This is a genomic window from Psychrobacter sp. TWP2-1-2 (assembly GCF_049896785.1).
In the GTDB taxonomy this organism is placed as follows: Bacteria; Pseudomonadota; Gammaproteobacteria; order Pseudomonadales; family Moraxellaceae; genus Psychrobacter.
On sequence record NZ_JAFCVA010000003.1, the window covers coordinates 170,333 to 191,376 of the forward strand.

A 21,044-nucleotide genomic window follows, 5' to 3' on the forward strand; every position below is an offset into this window, starting at 1 on the left:
CCATTTAGCTTTTATATAACAATTCTTAGAGCCGATTAACAACTTGTTGGTTTTATTTCATTGTAGCGCTGACTTTGTAGTGCTCAATTTTTTTATCCCTTTATAGCGATATCCTTTTATGCCTGATTTTTCGAGCGCCACTTATCAATTAACGTCTGACCCAGTAGCAGCAGCGGCGTTTCATGCATCTAGTGAGCATACACAGCCACTGAGGATTGCTATCAATGGTTTTGGACGTATAGGGCGCAACGTTTTGCGGGCATTGCTAGAGCGCTTCGAGGTATTAGGCCGTGCGATCCATGTCGTGGCGATTAATGATTTAGCCCCAGCGGATATTTTGCTGCATTTATTAAAGTTTGACAGCACGCATGGTCGCCTAAGTCGCCTTGGGGTCAGTGCTGATATTGTGGCAAGTAACAACGATGAAGCGAGCGATGACAGTAACAATAACAGCGCCAGACAGCTTTGTCTGACAAAAAACAATTATACCTATTGTATCAATTTATTCTCAGAACCTAACCCTGCGCAGTTGCCTTGGCAGGCGCTGGGTGTCGATGTGGTACTAGAGTGTACCGGACATTTTCGCTCTTATGAGCAAGCACAACTGCACATAGTGGCTGGCGCGCAGCAGGTGATTATCGGTGCGGCGCCATTTGATGATGTCGATGCTTGTATCGTTATGGGCGTTAATACTGATGAGCTAAAACGTGAGCTGCCGATTATATCGAGCGTTTCTTGTACCACGCAGGCCTTGGTTCCCTTGATTGCGACGCTTGATACCGCATTTGGGGTAAAGTCAGCAATGATGACGGAGATTCATGCTGTCACCGCTGATCAAACAGTGCTTGATCAATCCCACCGTGACCCAAGACGCGCGCGCGCGTCTGGTTATAACATTATTCCAACCACCTCTAGCAGTATCGCGGCGACAGAGCGTGTCCTACCTGCTATGGTAGGCAAGATAAATGGGCATTCGATACGCGTACCTACCATTGATGTAGCGGCTATTGATGTGACCTTTGTTTTTGATACGCCCGATGTGTCTGTCGAGGCAGTCCGCGAGGCACTCAAATCTGCCAGTCAGGCACATTTGCGTGACATCATGGCTTATACGGATGAACCATTGGTATCCAGTGATTTTATCCATCAGACAGAGTCTTTGATCATTGATGGTCAGCAGCTCATGCAAGTGGGTAGCCAGTACAAGGTTTTTGCATGGTATGACAACGAATGGGGTTACGCCAATAGGCTACTTGATATGTGTCTACATCTGGCATCTCATAAAAAACCTATCGTCAATTCTCTATAATAGAGTGACCGCGTTAACCTCGATTGAAGTATTACATATACCTCTGCACGCAGTTGCCTTGACTCTTTTTTAAACTGAATCAACGATAGCATCAAAATAATTTAAATTCGTGCAATTAATTGCTTGCATTCTCATGTTATATCGCTATAATAATGCACAAATGGAGACGTGGCAGAGTGGTTGAATGCACCGGTCTTGAAAACCGACAAGGGTTTGTAGCCCTTCGAGAGTTCGAATCTCTCCGTCTCCTCCAAATTCGAAAGCCGCAATCATTATTAATGATTGCGGCTTTTTTTGTTGCATTTTTATTTTATATCGCTATAATAACGCACAAATGGAGACGTGGCAGAGTGGTTGAATGCACCGGTCTTGAAAACCGACAAGGGTTTGTAGCCCTTCGAGAGTTCGAATCTCTCCGTCTCCTCCAAATTCGAAAAAAGCCCCAATCAGTGATGATTGGGGCTTTTTTTTATGCTGGATATTTATCCTATAATTTTATAAATACTCTGCAGCACTTTTTTATTTCATTAGCGACTCATCAAACTTAATTTCCTGCCCATTCTCCAATATCAATGTGCCTTTACTGATCATGATGGTCAAGTCTTTGGTGTTTTTAATGGCACGCATAACGTTGATGTCTTCAATACTGCTCTCGATGATGATCTTACCAGACTGCTCTGGTTTAATAGGCGGGTCAAACTGGGTTAGTGGTACGTTAAAGCTTTTGCCCTGCGCCAAGTTAGCATCTTGCATGGTCAGTGTGCCCTTAAAGCTTTGAATGGCGATCTTGCCGTGATTAGAGAGCATAAACTGCAGTTTTACTTGATTTAAGCTGTCACTATCGCTGGTTTTGACTGGTAGTAGAGCGACAGGGTAGTTCTGCGCATTGGCACTATAAGCTGGCTGGCTGCTGACGATGGGGCTTTTTTTACCTGTTGGATTGTTTGGATGTAGTCGTTCGTATTCACGCTGTTGCACAAGGGCTTGCTTGATAGTGGTACGCGGCATCGCCCCCGACTCATAGGCACCGCTGAGTTTCATTCGCAACATGTAGCGGCTGAGTAATTGCTGCTCAGATTGAGGTAACTGCTCAAAAGTGGTGCCGAGTTTTTTCTGCCACTGATCTGAGTTGGTCGGTATGGTTTTTTTGGTTGGATCCGCGGTTGGCTGTGAGCAACCAGAAACGATTGGTAGTATCGCTAAGGCAATCGTCAATAACAAAGCTTTATTCAAGCGTTGATGTAAACTCGCCATCGTACACCTCCTTAAAAATCTTTATGGATAATAAAGAATGACAACAAAATAATGAGCGTTTTCTTAATATACCTCGTTTGATGAGAGGTTGTGTTTAATTATCGCTAAATGCTGTATCGCAAGCAAAATAGGCATATTTTTGTTACGCCCACAAAAAAAGACTGAGTGCTGTTAAGCAAACTCAGTCTTTTTTTATTAACAGCAGTAACACCTAACGACTGTTTGAATGGTTAGTCATGAGTCTGGTCATTTTCTTGCAGCTCAGATAGTGAGTGAGTAATATTATTATTGTGGGTCACAACAATGGCCTCATCAATAATACGCTGGCTGACCCCGCGTTTACGCAGGCTTTCGATGAACACCTCGTCATGGGCTAGGGTGTAGTCTTGATGATCGCGGTCAAGCCCTTGACGAATATATAAACGAATAAGCCCTTGGATGCGTTTAAACCCCAACTCTTTTGAAGTGGCTTCTAATAGCGAAATCATCTCTTCAGACAAACGAATACTGATCGGGCGCATGATTTTTTGCGGATGATCAGAAAACTTATTTTTCACACGTACAGGTATCATAATAAACCATTATTTTTAGTGAGTAGGAGTAAAGCACTCAGACAAAAACTAACCCAATCAAAACTATCCTTACCATACAACAAAAACGCCTAAAAGAACACCGTAGCCATGCCAATCGTACTAGGACGTGTCCTCAATTCAATCGATTAACCTCTAAATGGGCTAAAAATGGCTAAATTTTGCCAAACATCGTCAAATAGCTTATTAATCTCTCGATATTATTTGCGTTACTGTCCTTGTTTGACGGCAATTTATCTCATTTTTGTCACCACTTTTAAAATGAGGACACGCCCTAAGATTGCGGCTATCCTCTTAATTGAAAACGGCAACCATAAAAAAACCTTCATCAAATAATGATGAAGGTTTTTAGTATATGGCTCTCCAACCTGGGCTCGAACCAGGGACACACGGATTAACAGTCCGTTGCTCTACCAACTGAGCTATTGGAGAATAAGTTGGTATAACGATAAGTTAGATAAGCGCTATTGCTTGTCTTGTTTGCGTTATGTGGGGCACATTTTAGCCAAGTTGTTATAGGCTGTCAACCTTATTATGCCATTAATTATAAATATTGTTGTTATCTGTCAAAAATAACCAGCAATCCCTTATAAAGCGGGCTGTTTTGGCAAATTTTGACCGCTAAAATATTATTTGTTGACTAGGGCGTGTTTTCAATTCAATCAATAAATCTCTAAATGGGCTAAAAATGGCTAAAATCCTTATTCATGTAAGTTGGATATAAAATCTAGCGCTAATTTGATTAGACAAGTCGGCTATCTTTTTGAATAGTAAAACAATCTGTACCTCCCTCGAAACAAAAAAATCAGAAACAGCCCTTCACATTGCTAGAATATTTCTATAGAATACCGACCGTATGGTTTCTTTAATGTATATACATTATTAATATGTGATCAATCTGAGACAGGTAACCTAATTATGAGTCCCACCACTATTGCCTACGGTTATCTAGCCATCGCCATCATTTGCGAAGTGGTTGGCACGACCTTTTTAGTCAAGTCAGAGCAGTTTACGCGTTTGGTGCCGACCCTGATTATGGGTGTGCTTTATGCCATCTCATTTTACTTATTAACACAAACCATCAAAACCATACCGCTTGGTATTGCTTATGCACTGTGGGGCGGATTGGGGATTGTGCTGACATCGCTCGTAGGCTTGATGTTTTTTAAGCAAAGTCTTGATACAGCAGCTGTGGTTGGTATCGCTATGATTGTGGGCGGTGTCGTGGTGATGAACTTATTCTCTAATTCTGTGGTGCACTGATATGGAAATGGAAAACGCTTACAAACGTAAAAAACAGCCCGAAGTTGTCCGTCGTGCGCTACTAGATCATGCAGCGCGAATCACGTTAGAGCAGGGCTTATCAAAAGTGACCTTTCAGGCGGTCGCTGATGCGGTCGGGGTGACCAAAGGCGGGGTGATGCATCATTTCACCACTAAAAATGCACTCATTCTTGAAGTGTTTCATGATGCGATGGCGAGGTTTGAGGCAGAAGTTAATCAAGCCATGGCAGAAGACCCTGTGCATTATGGCTCTTTTACTCGTGCTTATATCAATGCCACGATTAGCTTAGGCGAAAAGGGGCAGGAAGAGCTCGATAGTCAAGCAACCTTATATGCATTGATGCTAGGCGATAGCGAGTTACGTGAGTTGTGGGCCAAGTGGGCAAATGCACAATTAAAGAAACATCAAGCAACCGACAATACCGAAACATTATGTATGGTGCGTCTGGTGGCTGATGGTATTTGGCTCTCTGATTTTTCAGGCATTAGTATCTCAGATAAAACCTCTATTCATAAGCGTTTGATAAAAATGACGCAACCTGATAATGAATAAAATATTGTTCTTAAATGATTGATCAAATAAGCATTTTTTATCAAAAAATTATTGAAAGACAGGCTTGTAGCAATAGGCTATATAAATTTATTTTAAACATTTAACCCATGAAGACATCATTTAGCATTAGCTTGTTTATAAGGCTTTTGCCAGTCGTTAATAGGAGCACCGCATGACAGATTCAAAAACAGACCTAAACAACTTAACAGACATCATTGATTTAAAACAAATACAAACTGCTTATATTAATGGTCGTTACTTAGCAATCGACGAATCGCTTGCTACTTTTGAAGACATCAATCCAGCCACGGGTGAAGTGTTAACTACCGTTCAGCAAACGACCAGTGAACAGATTAATGAAGCCGTAAAAGCGGCACAAAAAGGTCAAAAAGTTTGGGCGGCGATGACCGCGGTTGAGCGCAGTCGTATTTTGCTAAAGGCGGTTGCACTATTACGTGAGCGCAACGATGTACTCGCGTTACTTGAAACCAAAGACACGGGCAAAGCACTCTCTGAAACCAAATATGTCGATATCGTGACTGGTGCTGATGTCGTTGAGTATTATGCAGGGCTTGCGTCGATGATTGAAGGTCGTCAGATTCCATTGCGTGATACTAGCTTTGTCTATACTCGCCGCGAGCCACTTGGCGTCGTCGCAGGTATCGGTGCGTGGAACTATCCTATTCAAATCGCGATGTGGAAAGCAGCACCAGCATTAGCAGCTGGCAATGCGATGATTTTTAAACCCTCAGAAGTCACACCGTTAACCGCGCTAAAACTGGCAGAAATATTGACAGAAGCGGGCTTACCAGACGGCGTATTCAACGTCGTGCAAGGGGATTATAAAGTCGGCGAAGCGTTAACACAGCATCCTGATATCGCAAAGGTATCATTTACGGGTGGCTTACCAACGGGTAAAAAAGTGATGGAAAGTGCCGCATCTTCGTCGCTTAAAGATGTGACATTAGAGCTTGGCGGTAAGTCGCCCTTGATTATATTTGATGATGCGGACATCGATACCGCCGCTGATATTGCGATGATGGCGAACTTCTATAGCAGTGGTCAAGTCTGTACCAATGGCACGCGCGTGTTTATCCCTAAAGCCTTACAAGCCAAGTTTGAAGAAGCCATATTATTGCGCGTCGAGCGTATTAAATTGGGCGATCCAATGGATGAAAGTATTAATATGGGTCCATTGGTCAGCTTCCCACATATGGACAGAGTGCTTGGCTATATCGAGCAAGGTAAAGCGAGTGGTGCTCGTCTGCTAACAGGCGGTGAACGTGTTACGACTGAAGGGCTTGCGAATGGTGCATTTGTCGCACCGACTGTGTTTACGGATTGCAGCGACGATATGACTATCGTGCGCGAAGAAATCTTTGGTCCAGTGATGTCGATATTGACTTATGAGACTGAAGAAGAAGTGATTCGTCGTGCCAATGATACCGAATACGGCTTGGCAGCAGGAGTCGTGACCGCTGATTTGACTCGCGCTCATCGCGTGATTGCACAGATTGAAGCGGGTATTTGCTGGTTAAATACGTGGGGCGAGTCAGCCGCACAAATGCCAGTGGGCGGTTATAAGCACTCAGGTATTGGCCGCGAAAACGGCATTGAAGCCCTTGAGCACTATACACAGACCAAATCTATCCAAGTAGAGCTTGGTAAGTTTGAATCGGTATTTTAAGCAGTTGTATTGTGAGAGCTTTAAATCGGTAAGGCTGAATTATTAGGACTAATTTGTCCTTTTGGCACCGCCTTACTGATATGAAATGATGGATTTTTTAATATTATGGAGCGTTTTATGACATCAACCACACCTGAATATGACTACATCATCGTCGGCGCAGGCTCAGCAGGCAATGTGCTGGCCACCCGTTTGACCGAAGATGCCAACATTAAGGTGTTGCTGTTAGAGGCGGGTCGTCCAGACCATCGCTTAGACTTTCGTACGCAGATGCCAGCAGCGCTCGCTATGCCGTTGCAAGGTACTACTTATAACTGGGGTTATAAAACCGATCCTGAGCCCTATATGAACAACCGCGTCATGGATTGTGGTCGCGGTAAAGGGTTAGGTGGCTCGTCTCTGATTAATGGGATGTGTTATATCCGTGGTAATGCCTTGGATTTTGACGATTGGGCGAAAATCAAAGGTTTAGAAGATTGGACCTATTTGGACTGCTTACCGTATTTCAAAAAGTTAGAAAATCGCGATGCTGGTGAAAATGACTATCATGGCGTCGGTGGTCCCGTCGAGATGACCACTTCCAAGCCAGGAGTCAATCCGCTGTTCCAAGCGATGATCGAAGCAGGCGTGCAAGCAGGCTATCCAAGCACGGATGATTTAAACGGCTATCAACAAGAAGGCTTTGGGCCGATGGATCGTTTTGTGACGCCTAATGGTCGCCGCGCGTCAACGGCACGTGGGTATCTAGACCGTGCTAAACCGCGCAGCAATATCACGATTTTGACGGGTGCGCTGACCGATGTTATTTTGTTTGATGGTAAGCGTGCTATCGGTGTAAAGGTAGAACATCAAGGTCAAACCAAGAACTTTCATGCGTCTCGTGAAGTGATTGTTTCATCGGGTGCTATTGCCTCGCCGCAATTATTGCAGCGCTCTGGTATTGGTCCTGGTCAATGGCTCAAAGATTTGGGTATCAATGAGATTTTAGATTTACCGGGTGTTGGTAATAATCTACAAGACCATTTAGAGCTGTATATGCAGTACGAATGTAAGCTGCCAGTGTCGATTGCGCCTGCCAATAAATGGTGGAATAAGCCTGCCATCGGTGCCGAGTGGTTATTCAATGGCACAGGACTTGGCGCGTCAAATCAGTTCGAAGGTGGCGGTTTTATTCGTACCGATGAGAAGTTTACCCATCCTAATATCCAGTACCACTTCTTGCCATTAGCAGTGCGCTACGATGGTCGTAGTGCCGTGAAGTCGCACAGTTTTCAAGCGCATGTGGGCTCATTGCGCTCGCCAAGTCGTGGTCGCGTCAAGCTAACTTCGAAAGACCCAAGCGCCCATCCAAGTATCTTATTTAACTATATGTCGCACGACCAAGACTGGCACGAGTTCCGTGCGGCAATGCGCATCACCCGTGAAATTATGCATCAGCCAGCACTTGATCCTTATCGTGGTCGCTCGATTGCGCCAACCGATGACTTGGTGACCGATGCGCAGCTAGACGAATATGTTCGTAATCATAGCGAAACGGCTTATCATCCGTCGTGTACTTGTGCGATGGGTGAAGGTAATGATTCGGTGGTCAATGGCGAAGGACTCGTACACGGCATCGATAGCTTGCGCGTCGTTGATGCGTCGATTATGCCAAATATCATCAGTGGCAATCTAAACGCCACCACCATTATGCTTGCCGAAAAAATCGTCGATAAGATGCGTGGTAAGCAGTTGCCACGCTCGACGGTAGACTATTACGTTGCCAATGGTGCACCGCTTAGAACTGAGCCGATGCGCGCTTACCGCTCTACTGTCTAAAGAGCTATATGAGCTATTAGGCAATGAAATATATAAGCAATTTCAATAAGAAGACCTTTCCACGCAAAGGTCTTTTTCATCAGCGCTAACGTATTAAGTATTTTTAATACTGTTATGGCTGCCTTTGATTGTCATTTAAATTTTTATTTACATCGCAATTTTTATTTATTGGTACTGCTTTGTGCGTCATACAGTCCTCAAATTATGACGGACAAATCAATATCAGACCCTGTTTAATTTACCTATTGAGGTCTTTTATGTACAGCTCGCCATCAAAAGATGCGACGAAACCCCTGACTCTAAACAAGACGGTTTTTTTAGGTTCAGCTATTATTTCTATTTTATTAATTATCTGGACGATTGCGTTTCCAGATTATAGTGAGACATTGTTAAGCTCAAGCATGGCATGGGTATCAGAGAGTTTTGGCTGGTATTACATGCTGGTGGTTGCCGCTTACAGTATATTTGCACTATTTGTTGGTTTTTCTAAATACGGCGATATCAAGCTTGGGCAAGATCACGAAAAAGCCCAGTTTCCTTTCCTAGCATGGGCCGCGATGCTGTTCTCTGCGGGTATCGGTATTGATTTACTGTTTTTTGGTGCCTCTGAGCCATTGATGCATTATTTAACGCCGCATACGGGGCTGGAGCCTGCCAGTGCAGAAGCCATGCGCGAAGCACTTGCGCAAACCTTTTTACATTGGGGTCTACATGGTTGGGGTATTTATGCACTCATCGGTATGGCATTGGCGTACTTTGCGTATCGTAAAAACATGCCATTGGCGCTGCGTTCACCACTGACGCCTATCTTTGGCGAGCGTTTAATCAAGGGCTGGCTTGGTGATGGTATTGATACCTTTGGTGTTGTTTGTACCTTGATGGGTATCGCCACCAGCTTAGGCATTGGGGTATTGCAGGCCAATGCTGGACTGACTCATGTCTTCGGTATCGAATCGAGCAAAACAGTACAGACGCTTATTATTGTAGGTGTCGTTGCTGCTGCGGCTATTTCGGCGATGACAGGTGTGGAAAAGGGCGTACGCCGCTTATCTGAATTTAATATGCTATCGTCGATATTACTATTAATCGCCATATTGGTGATGGGTAATACGGTGTACTTGCTGAATACTTTCACCCAAAATATTGGTCAATATTTCCAAACCATTCTCTTTAAAACTTTTGATGTATATGCCTATGACGGTACTGCTGGTGCTGATTGGAAATCAGGCTGGACGATATTTTTCTGGGCATGGTGGGTCGCTTGGGCACCGTTTGTTGGTCTATTTATCGCGCGTATTAGCCGTGGTCGTACCTTACGTGAGTTTGTCTTTGGCGTGATGTTTATTCCGCTTGGTTTCATTTTTGCCTGGTTCTCTATCTTTGGCAATTCGGCAATAGACTTGGTTGCTAATGGTGCCACTGAGCTTGGTGAAATCGCTGTTAATGACGCCGCCATGGGTATGTTTGCCTTGTTTGAGTATTTTCCTTACAGTGACGTTTTATCATTCGCTGGTGTGGTCATTGGTTTAGTATTCTTTGTGACCTCAGCGGATTCGGGTGCTTTAGTATTAGCGAACTTGAGCTCACGCGGCATGACCAATGACACCGATGCCCCGGTTTGGTTGCGTCTGTTTTGGGCAGCAGCAACAGGTCTTATCACTTTGGGATTATTGTTTGCTGGTGGCTTTGCCTCATTGCAGTCAGTATCTGTAATTGCTGGTTTGCCATTCTCGCTTATCCTTGTACTTTATATGATGTCAATGTGGAAGTCGCTAAAAGAAGAAGGTAATAAACGCAAAGCCAGTACGATTGGTACGGCTAATGTGCTTGATAGTGGTAAGAGCTGGAAAGCACGCTTGCAACGTATCGTCAGTTTCCCTAGACATGCACAAGTTGAACGCTTTTTACAAAATGTGGTTAGACCTGCCATGACGGAAGTTGAAAAAGAGTTTGCGGCAGGCGGTCTAAAAACCTCTTTGGACATCCGTAACCCTGAACATATCGGACAAGATATAGATGAAGGACTGGATGAGAGTAGCGGTCAAATAGATGGTCTAAAATTGCGAGTTGGACATGGCGATGAAGACGACTTTATTTATGAAGTGAATTTGATTAAAGCTGAGCGTCCTAACTTTACATTGAGCACCTCAACTAAGAATGCAGAGTACTATTACCGTGCGGAAGTGTTCTTAAGTGAAGGCTCACAAGAGTATGACTTGGTTGGTTACTCCAAAGAGCAAGTGTTGGTCGATATCTTAAATCAGTACGAGCGCCATTTGCAGTATCTACATTTAGAGCGTTAATTGATTTATCAACACGTCCTGAATATTGAAGTAAAAACACTTAAGTAAAAACATCGTAACAAACAACCCCATAAGTTGAATGCAGCTTATGGGGTTGTTTTATGAAAAATAAAATCAGTAGATATAGGGTAAAATATATAAAGATACGTTTCGGATTATCAGTTTCGAAATATTAGCAAAGGATAAGTTTGTGACCACATTAAAGTACATCGCTCATTATTCTGAGCAAGTTCAAACCCAAGCGGCATTGCTGATTAGCGATGGTACATTGGGCGCATATCTAGAAAAAAAGTATCCCACTCAGCACCAAATAAAAAGTGATAAGGCGCTTTATCAGTATATCAATGAGATAAAAAACCAATATATGCGCAAAGTGGGACAGTTATCGAATGTCAGCTATAGCAGTAAATTAACGGTCCTCAAACATGCGCTAGGTATTCATACCACCCAGTCTCGCATACAGGGCAGTAAGCTAAAATCCCACAACAGCATCACCGTGGCCAGCTTATTTCAAGAAGCGCCGCCTGAGTTTTTGCGCATGATTGTCGTGCATGAGTTAGCGCATTTTAAAGAGCATGAGCATAATAAAGCGTTTTATCAATTATGCTGTCATATGGAGCCTGAGTATCATCAGTTTGAGCTTGATACGCGGTTGTGGTTGCACTGGCGCGAATTGAGGTGATCGCAGTGCTGTATCCTTTTCTTCTCAAAATGAGGACACGCCACAGATTATATTTCTTATCATAACTTTCTTATCATAAATAATATTATACCTTTTGTTAATATATTTTAGTGTATAATTTAATAACGATGATTTTAATGATTGTTGATAAATGGAGAAGATGATGAAACGGATAGTTGCTACTGCACTTGCTATAAGCGCCGCCTCACTGATGGTTGGCTGTACAGCGACCAATGCCATGTCACAAAAGAGTGACGTCATTCCAGAGAATAAAAAACCGACGCCATCGGTGTTGATAAATGTGACATCAGACGATGCTCAAGTGCAGCTGATGTCGATGGTACTGACCATGCAATCAGCGCAGCAAGGTGCCAATACTCGAGTATTGCTCTGCGGTCCAGCCGGTGATATGGCACTCCGTGATGCGCCAAAAAGTGTGACCACAGCGCAACCGCCTAAAAATATGAGTCCACAGGGTTTGATGCAAATGGTCATGAAGAATACCAATACCAAGGTTGAGGTTTGTGCACTTTATCTACCGGGTAAGGGTATTGACCAATCGGCACTGATTGACGGCGTGAGTGCTGCTGATCCTGCTGATATCGGAGCGTTAATGGTCGATCAAACCACCAAGATAATGAGCTTTTAGGCAGATAAAAAATAATTAGTAGTTTGATGAATAAAAAGGGTGTGATATCGACTATCGCATCCTTTTTTTGTGTCAGTCATTTTGGCTAGTGGAATTGCGTTATAATCCCAGCTAAGCACTGTTTACCAAGTAATATTCGCCAAGTACTCTTGGCTGAAAAACAAGTACCATAGATCCTAATTCATAAAAGGTTATGAGCAATGATTAATACCAAAATTTATAAAGCAATTTATACCTTAGCTGAAGAGTTATTGGAAGCTGATCGTATAGGCAATCAAGCAGCATTTGATGGGTTTTATGCTGAATTAGAAGCCATTTGTAATGATAATGAAAATACCGATAAAGACCATCCAGAACAGTGGGAAACATTGGCTGACTTTACCGAAGATTTAGACGAAGCCTTAGTTATTTATGACAAGGCCTTAGCCAAAGCGACTGCGATTAATTCAAAAGATCATTTATCGTCGATTACTTTTTCTATTGCAGTGTTACAGCTTGAGACAGGTAACAAAGAAGCGGCTATTCAAAGTCTACAGAATGCCAAAATTACGGCTAATAAGATTGAAGATAAAGAATTTAAGGTTGAGATAGACGAGCTGCTTACCAAGTTGTTGGCTGAATAACTTCGATACTGAGTACTGAAAAATCTTCAATTAAGCAGGAATGATTTGTTATGCAAAACCTACCTATTGCAATTATCGGTGGTGGTTTGAGTGGCTTATATGCAGCGTTTTTGTTAGAGCAACGAGGCATCGATTATATATTGCTTGAGGCTCGCGATAGATTGGGCGGACGCATCGCTGTTGCGAAATCATTAGTAGATCAGAATGCTAGTAGTCAAAGTATCGACCATGAAAAATCAAACGATGGCTTTGATTTAGGGCCGTCGTGGTTTTGGCCAGAGTATCAGCCGCAGTTGAGCAGCCTTATTGAAATGTTAAATTTACCATGTTTTGCGCAATTCGAAGACGGCGACATGATGATTGAACGTGCTGCCAATGAGCTGCCTATCCGTACCCAAGGCTATCAAAGCTCGCCACCGTCTATGCGTCTCGTCGGTGGTATGGCATCCTTGACTGATGCTCTGTATGCGCGCTTAAATCCTACGCGCATTATCACGGGGCAAATCGTAAAGCGTGTAATCAAGACTGATCACTATATCGACATAGAGAGCGAATGCAGCTCTGAACAGATGACAGCTGGTCAAATAACTACTTATCACGCGCAGCATGTGCTTCTTGCGCTACCGCCTCGTTTGGCGGCGAGTAACATCAAGTTTGAACCTGCTTTACCACAGCCGTTGATAACAGAATGGCAAGAAACTGCGACATGGATGGCGCCACATGCCAAATATGTGGCGGTTTATGAGTCGCCCTTTTGGCGCAATCAAGAACTATCGGGTTCAGCGCGCAGTGCAGTAGGACCGCTTACTGAGATTCATGATGCGTCCTTGGTAGAGGGCGAAGGTGCATTGTTTGGCTTCTTTGGGGTTCCTGCTCACGTCCGTCAAAGCGTCTCTGAAACAGAGCTAAAAGCCCATTGCCGCGCGCAGTTGGTACGTTTATTTGGTGCACAGGCAGAGACGCCAACGGCTGAGTATCTGAAAGACTGGGCGCAAGATTCATTGACCGCGACGCCTGCTGATGCCAGTGGCGCAGGTCAACATGCTGGCGCACCGAACGCTAAGCCAAACACAGGGGTATGGCAAGACTGCCTAACGGGCAGCGCAAGTGAATGGTCAGAGGCGTTTCCTGGTTATATTGCTGGTGCTATCGACGCGGCAAATAAAGCAGTACAAGGTTTAGATTTAGGTTTGTCTGATGGGCTATCGTCATCAGCGTCGCTACCCAATAGGATAGTTGATGAGTGAGTCTTTAGAACAGCAAGCTTCTCGCAACACCAGCACATGGCTCATCCCTTTTGCTTGCTTGTTAGGTGGAGGAGGTCTGATTGGTATTTCTACCAATTTGGCAAAATATGCTGGTGAGATAGGTATTACACCACTGGCATTTCTCTTTTGGTCCATCACGGGCGCTGCTGCTATTTTATTGATCGTTGCCTTCATACGGCACGAATTACCTCCCTTAAATGCGCGTAGCTTTGAATACTATTTTGTGGCCGCGCTCATCAGTGTTGCAGGTTCTAATTTACTACTGTTTTCGGCTATCCCACATGTGGGTGCAGGTTTCGTCGCGCTCATTATCTCGCTTCCACCATTGTTGACTTATCTTGGCGCATTGGCACTGCGGATGGAGCAGTTTAATATCGTCCGTGCTTTGAGTGTGGCCGCGGCGCTTCTTGGTGCAGGAGTATTGGCAGCGCGTAAGTTTTCGACGCCAGACGCCAGTACTTTTTGGATTTTGATCGCGCTTTGCGGGCCAGTATTATTGGCTATTGGTAATATATATCGTACCTTACGCTGGCCTGATAAGGCATCACCTAGCGCACTCGCGCCAGGTATGCTAATCGCGGCGTCGCTGTTGCTGCTGTCATTTAGTGTATTGCCTAATTTTTCAGTGAATATGCCGCTAGACTGGTTGCCGCTAGGTTTGATTGGCATACAAGCCGCCGTATTTGCGGGTCAATTCTTATTGTTGTTTTTATTACAAAAAACCGGTGGTCCTGTTTTATTAAGTTTATTAGGCTCGGTCGGCGCAGTTGTCGGTGTGCCAGTGGCTATTTTTTTGCAGGGTGAGATGCCGCCAGAAGGGTTGTTTTTGGGTGCTTCATTGATCGCATTGGGCGTTGGTTTGGTGACATGGGGCGGGGTGAAAATGGCGACCACATCGACAGAAGGTATGTAAAGATGACCATTGGGATATAGCGCTCACAAATACGCTAACCTATAGACTAATGACCCTACTAGAGCATATGTTTGCACTGTAACTATCCAAAAGTGTAGCCATGTAAAAACATCACTATATAGAAATGCTACTATTTAAAAATGTCATTAAGCGACCCTCACAGTGATCATTTTTTATCTAATCCAACCTCACAAAACCTCGTTAAAACGTAAATATTACCGTCACTGCCAATCTATAATTTATCTACAGCCATCTTAGCAATCCGTATGGCTAGGTATGAGTGTTCAACAGGGCATCATAATTGGTTACGATTATCTCAAATCAGTTTTTGTGAGTAACACAAAAAAGGAGTATAAATATCGTGGTTATTCCTATCATGGATTAGGGCGATGCATGCAGCCAAGCGTTATCGATTGTTAAATAATGTCACGATTGTTATTAGTATTATCGGCGTAGCCATTGCTTTATTAGACAGTGGTTTCACGCTGCCGATGTGGTTACAACAGGTTTTCCATATTTTTTATCTGGCGATTATTTTTTTAGGCTTTGTTGTGACAGCAGGGCGTTACCTCTATAGCAAAAAGCCGCTGACCCTAAATAAAGTCGCGGTCTTTGACTTACTGACCAGTATTGCGATTGTCATTTTACTGGTAGCGCATTTCACTGATTTAGTGCGCTCTGGGATGTCGGTCGCTGTTGATGGCTTCGTTGCCATCAAAATTGCTGTCTTTGTGACCTTTATTCGTGAAATATCTGACCACGATTTTAATCTCAATCGTACCTTTTTAAACCCTGCGCAGTTTTTTATCTTAAGCTTCCTGTCATTGGTATTGGTCGGTGCATTGCTACTGATGATGCCCAATGCAACGACGCAGCCGCTGTCTTTTATTGATGCGCTCTTTACCGCGACCAGTGCTGTCTGTGTGACTGGTCTCATCGTGGTAGATACGGCGACTTATTTCACAACTTTTGGGCAAGTCATTATCATGGGGCTGATACAGATCGGCGGCTTGGGTATTTTGACCTTTGTGACGTATTTTAGTTATTTCTTTAAGGGCGGTGTCAGTTATGAGACGCAGGCGAGCATCAGTGAGATGTCTTACATGCGCGGCATGGGTGATGTGGTATCGACCCTCAAATCCATCCTATATGTGACATTTGCCGTTGAGGCAGTGGCTGCGGCACTCATTTATATTAGCATTTATGACATACCAGATATGGATTGGTCTGAGCAGTTATTCTTCTCTGTTTTCCATGCGATTTCTGCGTTCTGTAATGCTGGATTTTCTACATTTAGCGCTGGCATGTATGATGACGCGCTACGTTTTAATTATCCATTACAACTGATTATCGCTACGACCTTTATCTTTGGTGGCATGGGTTTTGTCATTGTGGTCAATGTGCTGCGTTATTTACGTGATCGTGCCGAGCGCCTGATATATCGTCATGATCAGCGTTATATTTATCGACCATGGTTGCTCAATATTAATAGCCGAATAACCTTGATTACGACGGGCGCTTTATTGTTGGTAGGTCTCATCGGTGTGATGATATTTGAATATAATAATGTGCTGGCAGACCATCGCAGCTTTTTCGGTAAGCTTGTCACAGGGCTGTTTACTGCTGCCACGCCGCGAACCGCAGGATTTAATACCATCGATATGGGTGAACTCGCGTTTCCCACGATTATGTTGACGATATTTTTGATGTGGATTGGTGCTTCGCCAAACTCGACGGGCGGTGGTATCAAAACCAGTACGTTTGCGATTGCCTTGTTAAATACTTTGAGTTTGGCACGTGGTCAGACCAATGTTGAGGTCTTTAAGCGCCAGATTGCTGACATCTCGATTCGCCGTGCATTTTCTATTATGTGGCTGTCTTTATTGGTCATCGGTATGGGTGTGACGCTCATCAGCTATGATCAACCAGAGCTTGATTTAATCAAGGTGGTTTTTGAGTGTTTTTCAGCTTACAGCACGGTGGGATTAAGTCTGAATTTGACGACAGAATTATCAGATTTTAGCAAAATGGTGGTGTCAGTCATTATGTTTGTTGGGCGTGTCAGCATGTTGACCATCTTTATTGCGCTACTTAAAAATAGACGCCAGCGCAATTATCGCTATCCAACTGAAGAAATCACGATCAATTAAATGGTCGTAAATAAGCCATTTCATCATTAAAAAATACTGCAAAAGGTTAATAAGGTTATGAAATATATCATTGTAGGGTTAGGGAACTTTGGCTCATCGCTAGGCATGGCGTTGACCCGTCAGGGGCACGAAGTGATTGCCATTGACAGCAGCATGCAAAAGGTTGAGGCGTATAAGGAAGTCATCTCTCATACCATCTGTATGGATGCTACGGATGAATATACCGTCAATGGTTTACCGATTATCGACACCGATATCGTTATTGTCGCAATCGGTGAAGACCAAGGCGCAAACGTCATGGCGACGGCATTATTTAAAACCCTAAAAGCGAAACGTTTGATCAGTCGCAGTATCAATCCGCTGCACGAAAAAGTGTTGCAAGCTATCGGTGTGGACGACCTTATTCATCCTGAAAAAGAGGCGGCCAATCGCTGGGCCAAACGGCTGTCGCTACGTTATTTCGTCGACTCGTTTGAGCTGAGTGATCATTTCAGTATGGTAGAGATTAGCATTCCCAAGTCGTTGATTGGTCAGACCGTTGATGACTTGCAGTTGGAGCAAAAGTTCAATATTCGATTGCTTAGTACCTTGCGCTATGAGTATTATGAAGACAGCTTTGGTCGTACGCAAAGTAAGCCTAGTATTAAAGGTTTGGCGGCGCCTGAGCAAGTATTGCAAGATAAAGACGTATTGGTCATCTACGGTGCTAACAAGCATATCAACGAGTTTCTGCGTAGTGTCGGTGTGAAAATCAAATAAACATTTGCAACAGCCGTGACATGAAAAGGCAAAGGGGAAACTTATGAGTAAGCGCACTATATCCATCTTGTTGCTTGCGACGATGGCATTGTTGTCAGGTTGTGACCAGACGCCGCAAGACCCGAACGTGTTGTATTCAGAAAAACATCAAGACCCCATTCAAGAGCTGGAGATGACAACAGCGGTTGATCGTAGCCAGTTTGCCTATAAACAAACCTTTTATGTGCCCATTTATTCTGACATCTATACCGATAGAGACAATCGTAAAGTCTTGCTATCAGCGACTTTGAGTGTACGCAATACCACGCTAAAAAAATCGCTGTATATCAATAAAATTGACTACTATGGCACTGATGGAACCTTTATAAAATCCTATTTAAACAAACCGATTGAGCTTCCAGCAATGGCCACGCTCAATTATATCGTCGAAAAAGAAGAGGATAAAGGCGGATCGGGCGCCAACTTTATCATTGAGGTCGAAGGGATAGACGAGACGGTCAAGCCAGTCATTGAGGCGGTGATGATCGGTAATTTTAGCAATAAAGGCTTTGCATTTAGTACAGAAGGTACGCCAGTGGTGCATTGATTAAGGATAATGAAATCCAAGGAAGGGATATGTCTGCAACCAAAGAAGAAATTGTCGCCTTTATGGCGTTGGAATTTCCACAAACCAAATGTGTCATCGAGGCAGTCGGTGACAATCGCTCGACCTTATCACACGATATTGGTATCAATGAATTGCGTCCCGGTGGTACGGTCTCTGGACCAGTATTGATGAGCATCGCTGATGTGGCTCTCTATGTGGCGATACTTGGTAAAATAGGTATTGTGCCATTAACGGTGACGACGAGTTTGACCATTAACTTCCTGCGCAAACCCTCAGCAGAAGCACGTATTATCGCTGAGTGTACGTTGATGAAAGTTGGGCGCACGCTAATCGTTGGCGAGGTTGCGCTTTATTCTGAAGGCTCTCGCGACATGGTGGCTCACGTAGTTGGCACGTATTCCGTACCGCCTCAGCACGTTTAGCTATTTTTAGCCCATTTTTAAAATGAGGACAGTCTCTAAAAAAGCAGTGCTATAAAAATTAATGTCATAAAATTAATGCTGATATGGACTGCTACTGTTTGGTTGCCTCGACCTGAATGTTTAAGTGAAGGTTTTTAGTGACGCCAAACCACGCATATTTATCGATATTCCATTTGGTGCGATCAATCATCGCCGTAAAATCCCCACCACAAATATCTTTTTTGAGCGTGGGATGTAGATAACAGTCAAACTTAGTCGCTGTTAAGCTAATAGGGTGGGTTTCGCCATGCAGCGTTAGATGACCGTCTACTTTTGTGACCATTGGGCGTGATTTGCCTTGGCTAAAATACCATTTGTTAGAATCAAAACGTGCCAACGGAAAGCGTTGCATATCAAAGAAGCTAGGGCCTATCAAAGTCTGGTTAAATGCTTTATTTCCCGTATTTAGAGAGCTGATCGGAATGACCAAGGAGATATTGCCAGTTTTTAAACTTGAGTCATATTGCAGTTGACCTTGGACATTATAAAAGCCGCCCGCAGTGGCAGGGGATTGAAAGCGTTCAATGGCAAAGCGCACATGGGTGCCAGCAGGATTGATGGTATAACTGGCGGCATGGCTGCTATGTACAGCGCTTATTATTAATAATGGCAGTGTCAATGTCAATGTCAGTGCCAATGTCAGTAAAGGGTAGATAGGTGATCTTTGTAGAACAAAAGATAGGATGCTCATAGCTACATTCCTTTGCGGGCTATTGATAAATAAAGAACGTCGTCGATGAGCGCAATCCATGCTGTTACTCAATGTTAAGTCAGTCAGCAATAACTATTTATACATTATTTATCAAATGCTTAGTAGCTTTATTTTTATAAGAATATCATTGTTAATTTGGCTATTATTCAACAGCTAAGATTGGGTTTTCGACGATTTTTGAAAGCTTGCCGTATCAGGTTTTTTGCCATTAGCATTGATACTGTTGGCTTTATTCGCTACTGGGTATTTAAAAAATAGCGTTGCAAGCGCGCAGGTTATGGTCAATGATAGAAGCATCGATACTAATGTATGACTAAAAAAATGATCACCAAACAGCATCTTATACAGTCCCATCGTCCATCCTACGACCGTGACTATTTCAAATATTCTATAGCGATACTGATGTAGAGTGGGTAAAAATGCCAAGCCATATAGAGAAAATCCGGCACTGGCATGAGCCGCTGGGAAGCACTTGGCAGGCGTGTTAGCGACTATATTTTGCCAAATATTTAGATAAGGCAAGTCGCCACCAAACAGTATTAAATGATTGGGGCAACTGACATGAGTCACACCTTTGAGTAGCGCAATCATACTGGGAACGGCAATTAAAACAAGCAGTAGATAACTTATTTCACGCGTGGATAAAGGCGTGAGCAATTTATCGTACTTAGTATTTTTTATTACCAGATTGATGTCTGAATTCTGTTTATGTCTCAGAATTAGAATGGTTATGAGATAAATGCCAAGTAAGATGAGTAGCAATTTAGGCAAGTCATAAAAAATAAAGGCGAAAGGTTGTGTGCCTTTTTCTAGTAGCCAGTGTCCATTAGTGTAAAAAATCTCACTAATATGAATGTCTAATTGGCTGTGCTCAAACAACAGTGTCGCTATGATGGTCAAGCATAGGAGTTTAAGCCAGACTCCATTGGCTGAATATGTTTTCAAAATACAACACTCAATAATGCCATCATCCACAAGATAAATAGCAGCATTAATGCCAGAAATTGCGCCGCAGAGCCAACATCTTTGGCTATCTTTGCCAGTGGATGCTTGGCGGTCGATGTGTGATCGACACTGGCTTCGATTCCAGTGTTAATGAGTTCGACAATTAATGATAAGAAAGAAGCGACGACCAGCAGCATTTTGATGCTGATAGTGAAAGGGCACAATATAATAGCCATGAATAATATGAGATTAAGCCAAAATACTTGTCGAAAAGCCGCCTCAAATTTGTAAGCTGCTTTAAAGCCATCTAGAGAGTAACCAACGGCTTTTATAATACGGTAAAATCCTGTTTTACCCTTGGCGTCACTAGCATAGCTATGAGGTAGCAGTTGTTTTTTGCCTGTTATTGGGCTTAAAACCCCACGACTGGCAGACTGGTCTTCAAGATTAATAGGATTTGCTTTATTCATGTCAAAT

The 21,044-nt window shown here is 43.4% G+C and carries 20 protein-coding genes and 3 tRNA genes; 17 read left to right on the top strand and 6 right to left on the bottom strand.

Annotated features, from left to right (window positions below; translation table 11 throughout):
• Window positions 1-118: 118 nt before the first annotated feature.
• From ACP7AE_RS04225 to ACP7AE_RS04235, 3 genes are all read left to right on the top strand, one after another.
• Window positions 119-1,309 carry a type I glyceraldehyde-3-phosphate dehydrogenase gene (locus ACP7AE_RS04225; protein WP_426241554.1) on the top strand — a complete coding sequence of 397 codons (1,191 nt, stop codon included), beginning with the start codon at window positions 119-121 and terminating at the stop codon, window positions 1,307-1,309.
• 162 nt (window positions 1,310-1,471) lie between these two features.
• A tRNA-Ser gene (locus ACP7AE_RS04230) sits at window positions 1,472-1,562 on the top strand.
• A gap of 83 nt (window positions 1,563-1,645) precedes the next feature.
• Window positions 1,646-1,736, top strand: a tRNA-Ser gene (locus tag ACP7AE_RS04235).
• Between the two features lie 92 nt (window positions 1,737-1,828).
• On the opposite strand, the gene ACP7AE_RS04240 is transcribed toward ACP7AE_RS04235, so the two are convergent.
• The 3 genes from ACP7AE_RS04240 to ACP7AE_RS04250 form a co-directional block, all read right to left on the bottom strand.
• A complete protein-coding gene (locus ACP7AE_RS04240; RefSeq protein WP_426241556.1) occupies window positions 1,829-2,563 on the bottom strand; it encodes a hypothetical protein in 735 nt (244 codons plus the stop codon).
• 230 nt (window positions 2,564-2,793) lie between these two features.
• Window positions 2,794-3,135 carry a hypothetical protein gene (locus tag ACP7AE_RS04245; RefSeq protein ID WP_045447190.1) on the bottom strand — a complete coding sequence of 114 codons (342 nt, stop codon included), beginning with the start codon at window positions 3,133-3,135 and terminating at the stop codon, window positions 2,794-2,796.
• A gap of 374 nt (window positions 3,136-3,509) precedes the next feature.
• Window positions 3,510-3,585, bottom strand: a tRNA-Asn gene (locus ACP7AE_RS04250).
• A 486-nt stretch (window positions 3,586-4,071) separates the two neighbouring features.
• On the opposite strand from ACP7AE_RS04250, the gene ACP7AE_RS04255 reads away from it, so the two are divergent.
• The 14 genes from ACP7AE_RS04255 (at window position 4,072) to ACP7AE_RS04320 (ending at window position 18,871) form a co-directional block, all read left to right on the top strand.
• Complete coding sequence (locus ACP7AE_RS04255; protein WP_055125113.1) at window positions 4,072-4,416, top strand: DMT family transporter; 345 nt, start codon at window positions 4,072-4,074, stop codon at window positions 4,414-4,416.
• Between the two features lies 1 nt (window position 4,417).
• Window positions 4,418-4,990: a TetR/AcrR family transcriptional regulator gene (locus ACP7AE_RS04260; protein WP_426241558.1), complete on the top strand. Its 573-nt coding sequence runs from the start codon at window positions 4,418-4,420 to the stop codon at window positions 4,988-4,990.
• 172 nt (window positions 4,991-5,162) lie between these two features.
• A complete protein-coding gene (gene betB, locus ACP7AE_RS04265; RefSeq protein ID WP_426241560.1) occupies window positions 5,163-6,677 on the top strand; it encodes a betaine-aldehyde dehydrogenase in 1,515 nt (504 codons plus the stop codon).
• A 117-nt stretch (window positions 6,678-6,794) separates the two neighbouring features.
• Window positions 6,795-8,495, top strand: a complete 1,701-nt coding sequence (gene betA / locus ACP7AE_RS04270) for a choline dehydrogenase (RefSeq protein ID WP_426241562.1) — start codon at window positions 6,795-6,797, stop codon at window positions 8,493-8,495.
• 257 nt (window positions 8,496-8,752) lie between these two features.
• Entirely contained in the window at window positions 8,753-10,798 is a 2,046-nt protein-coding gene (gene betT, locus ACP7AE_RS04275; protein ID WP_087814470.1) for a choline BCCT transporter BetT, read from the top strand.
• Window positions 10,799-10,988: 190 nt separating this feature from the next.
• On the top strand, window positions 10,989-11,480 hold the full coding sequence (locus tag ACP7AE_RS04280) for a M48 metallopeptidase family protein (RefSeq protein ID WP_045455132.1): 492 nt from the start codon (window positions 10,989-10,991) through the stop codon (window positions 11,478-11,480).
• 160 nt (window positions 11,481-11,640) lie between these two features.
• Window positions 11,641-12,129, top strand: a complete 489-nt coding sequence (locus ACP7AE_RS04285; RefSeq protein ID WP_087814515.1) for a hypothetical protein — start codon at window positions 11,641-11,643, stop codon at window positions 12,127-12,129.
• Window positions 12,130-12,329: 200 nt separating this feature from the next.
• On the top strand, window positions 12,330-12,752 hold the full coding sequence (locus ACP7AE_RS04290) for a tetratricopeptide repeat protein (RefSeq protein WP_426241565.1): 423 nt from the start codon (window positions 12,330-12,332) through the stop codon (window positions 12,750-12,752).
• A gap of 50 nt (window positions 12,753-12,802) precedes the next feature.
• Window positions 12,803-13,999 (top strand): flavin monoamine oxidase family protein, encoded by a 1,197-nt coding sequence (locus ACP7AE_RS04295; RefSeq protein WP_426241567.1) that lies wholly within the window; start codon window positions 12,803-12,805, stop codon window positions 13,997-13,999.
• On the top strand, window positions 13,992-14,933 hold the full coding sequence (locus tag ACP7AE_RS04300; protein ID WP_426241569.1) for a DMT family transporter: 942 nt from the start codon (window positions 13,992-13,994) through the stop codon (window positions 14,931-14,933). Before ACP7AE_RS04295 ends, ACP7AE_RS04300 begins: the two co-directional genes overlap by 8 nt.
• 389 nt (window positions 14,934-15,322) lie before the next feature.
• On the top strand, window positions 15,323-17,083 hold the full coding sequence (locus tag ACP7AE_RS04305) for a TrkH family potassium uptake protein (protein ID WP_201581747.1): 1,761 nt from the start codon (window positions 15,323-15,325) through the stop codon (window positions 17,081-17,083).
• A 57-nt stretch (window positions 17,084-17,140) separates the two neighbouring features.
• Window positions 17,141-17,842, top strand: coding sequence for a potassium channel family protein (locus tag ACP7AE_RS04310; RefSeq protein WP_045455117.1), 702 nt, complete (start codon window positions 17,141-17,143; stop codon window positions 17,840-17,842).
• A gap of 43 nt (window positions 17,843-17,885) precedes the next feature.
• Window positions 17,886-18,428 (top strand): DUF3124 domain-containing protein, encoded by a 543-nt coding sequence (locus ACP7AE_RS04315; RefSeq protein ID WP_087814475.1) that lies wholly within the window; start codon window positions 17,886-17,888, stop codon window positions 18,426-18,428.
• 29 nt (window positions 18,429-18,457) lie between these two features.
• Window positions 18,458-18,871, top strand: a complete 414-nt coding sequence (locus tag ACP7AE_RS04320) for a PaaI family thioesterase (RefSeq protein ID WP_045447171.1) — start codon at window positions 18,458-18,460, stop codon at window positions 18,869-18,871.
• Window positions 18,872-18,962: 91 nt separating this feature from the next.
• Here ACP7AE_RS04320 and ACP7AE_RS04325 read toward each other — a convergent pair whose 3' ends face one another.
• The 3 genes from ACP7AE_RS04325 to ACP7AE_RS04335 form a co-directional block, all read right to left on the bottom strand.
• Window positions 18,963-19,601 carry a YceI family protein gene (locus tag ACP7AE_RS04325; RefSeq protein WP_426241572.1) on the bottom strand — a complete coding sequence of 213 codons (639 nt, stop codon included), beginning with the start codon at window positions 19,599-19,601 and terminating at the stop codon, window positions 18,963-18,965.
• A gap of 174 nt (window positions 19,602-19,775) precedes the next feature.
• A complete protein-coding gene (locus ACP7AE_RS04330; RefSeq protein ID WP_426241574.1) occupies window positions 19,776-20,567 on the bottom strand; it encodes a PAP2 family lipid A phosphatase in 792 nt (263 codons plus the stop codon).
• On the bottom strand, window positions 20,564-21,037 hold the full coding sequence (locus ACP7AE_RS04335) for a diacylglycerol kinase (RefSeq protein WP_250162943.1): 474 nt from the start codon (window positions 21,035-21,037) through the stop codon (window positions 20,564-20,566). The genes ACP7AE_RS04330 and ACP7AE_RS04335 overlap by 4 nt, the downstream gene beginning before the upstream one ends.
• Window positions 21,038-21,044: the final 7 nt, after the last annotated feature.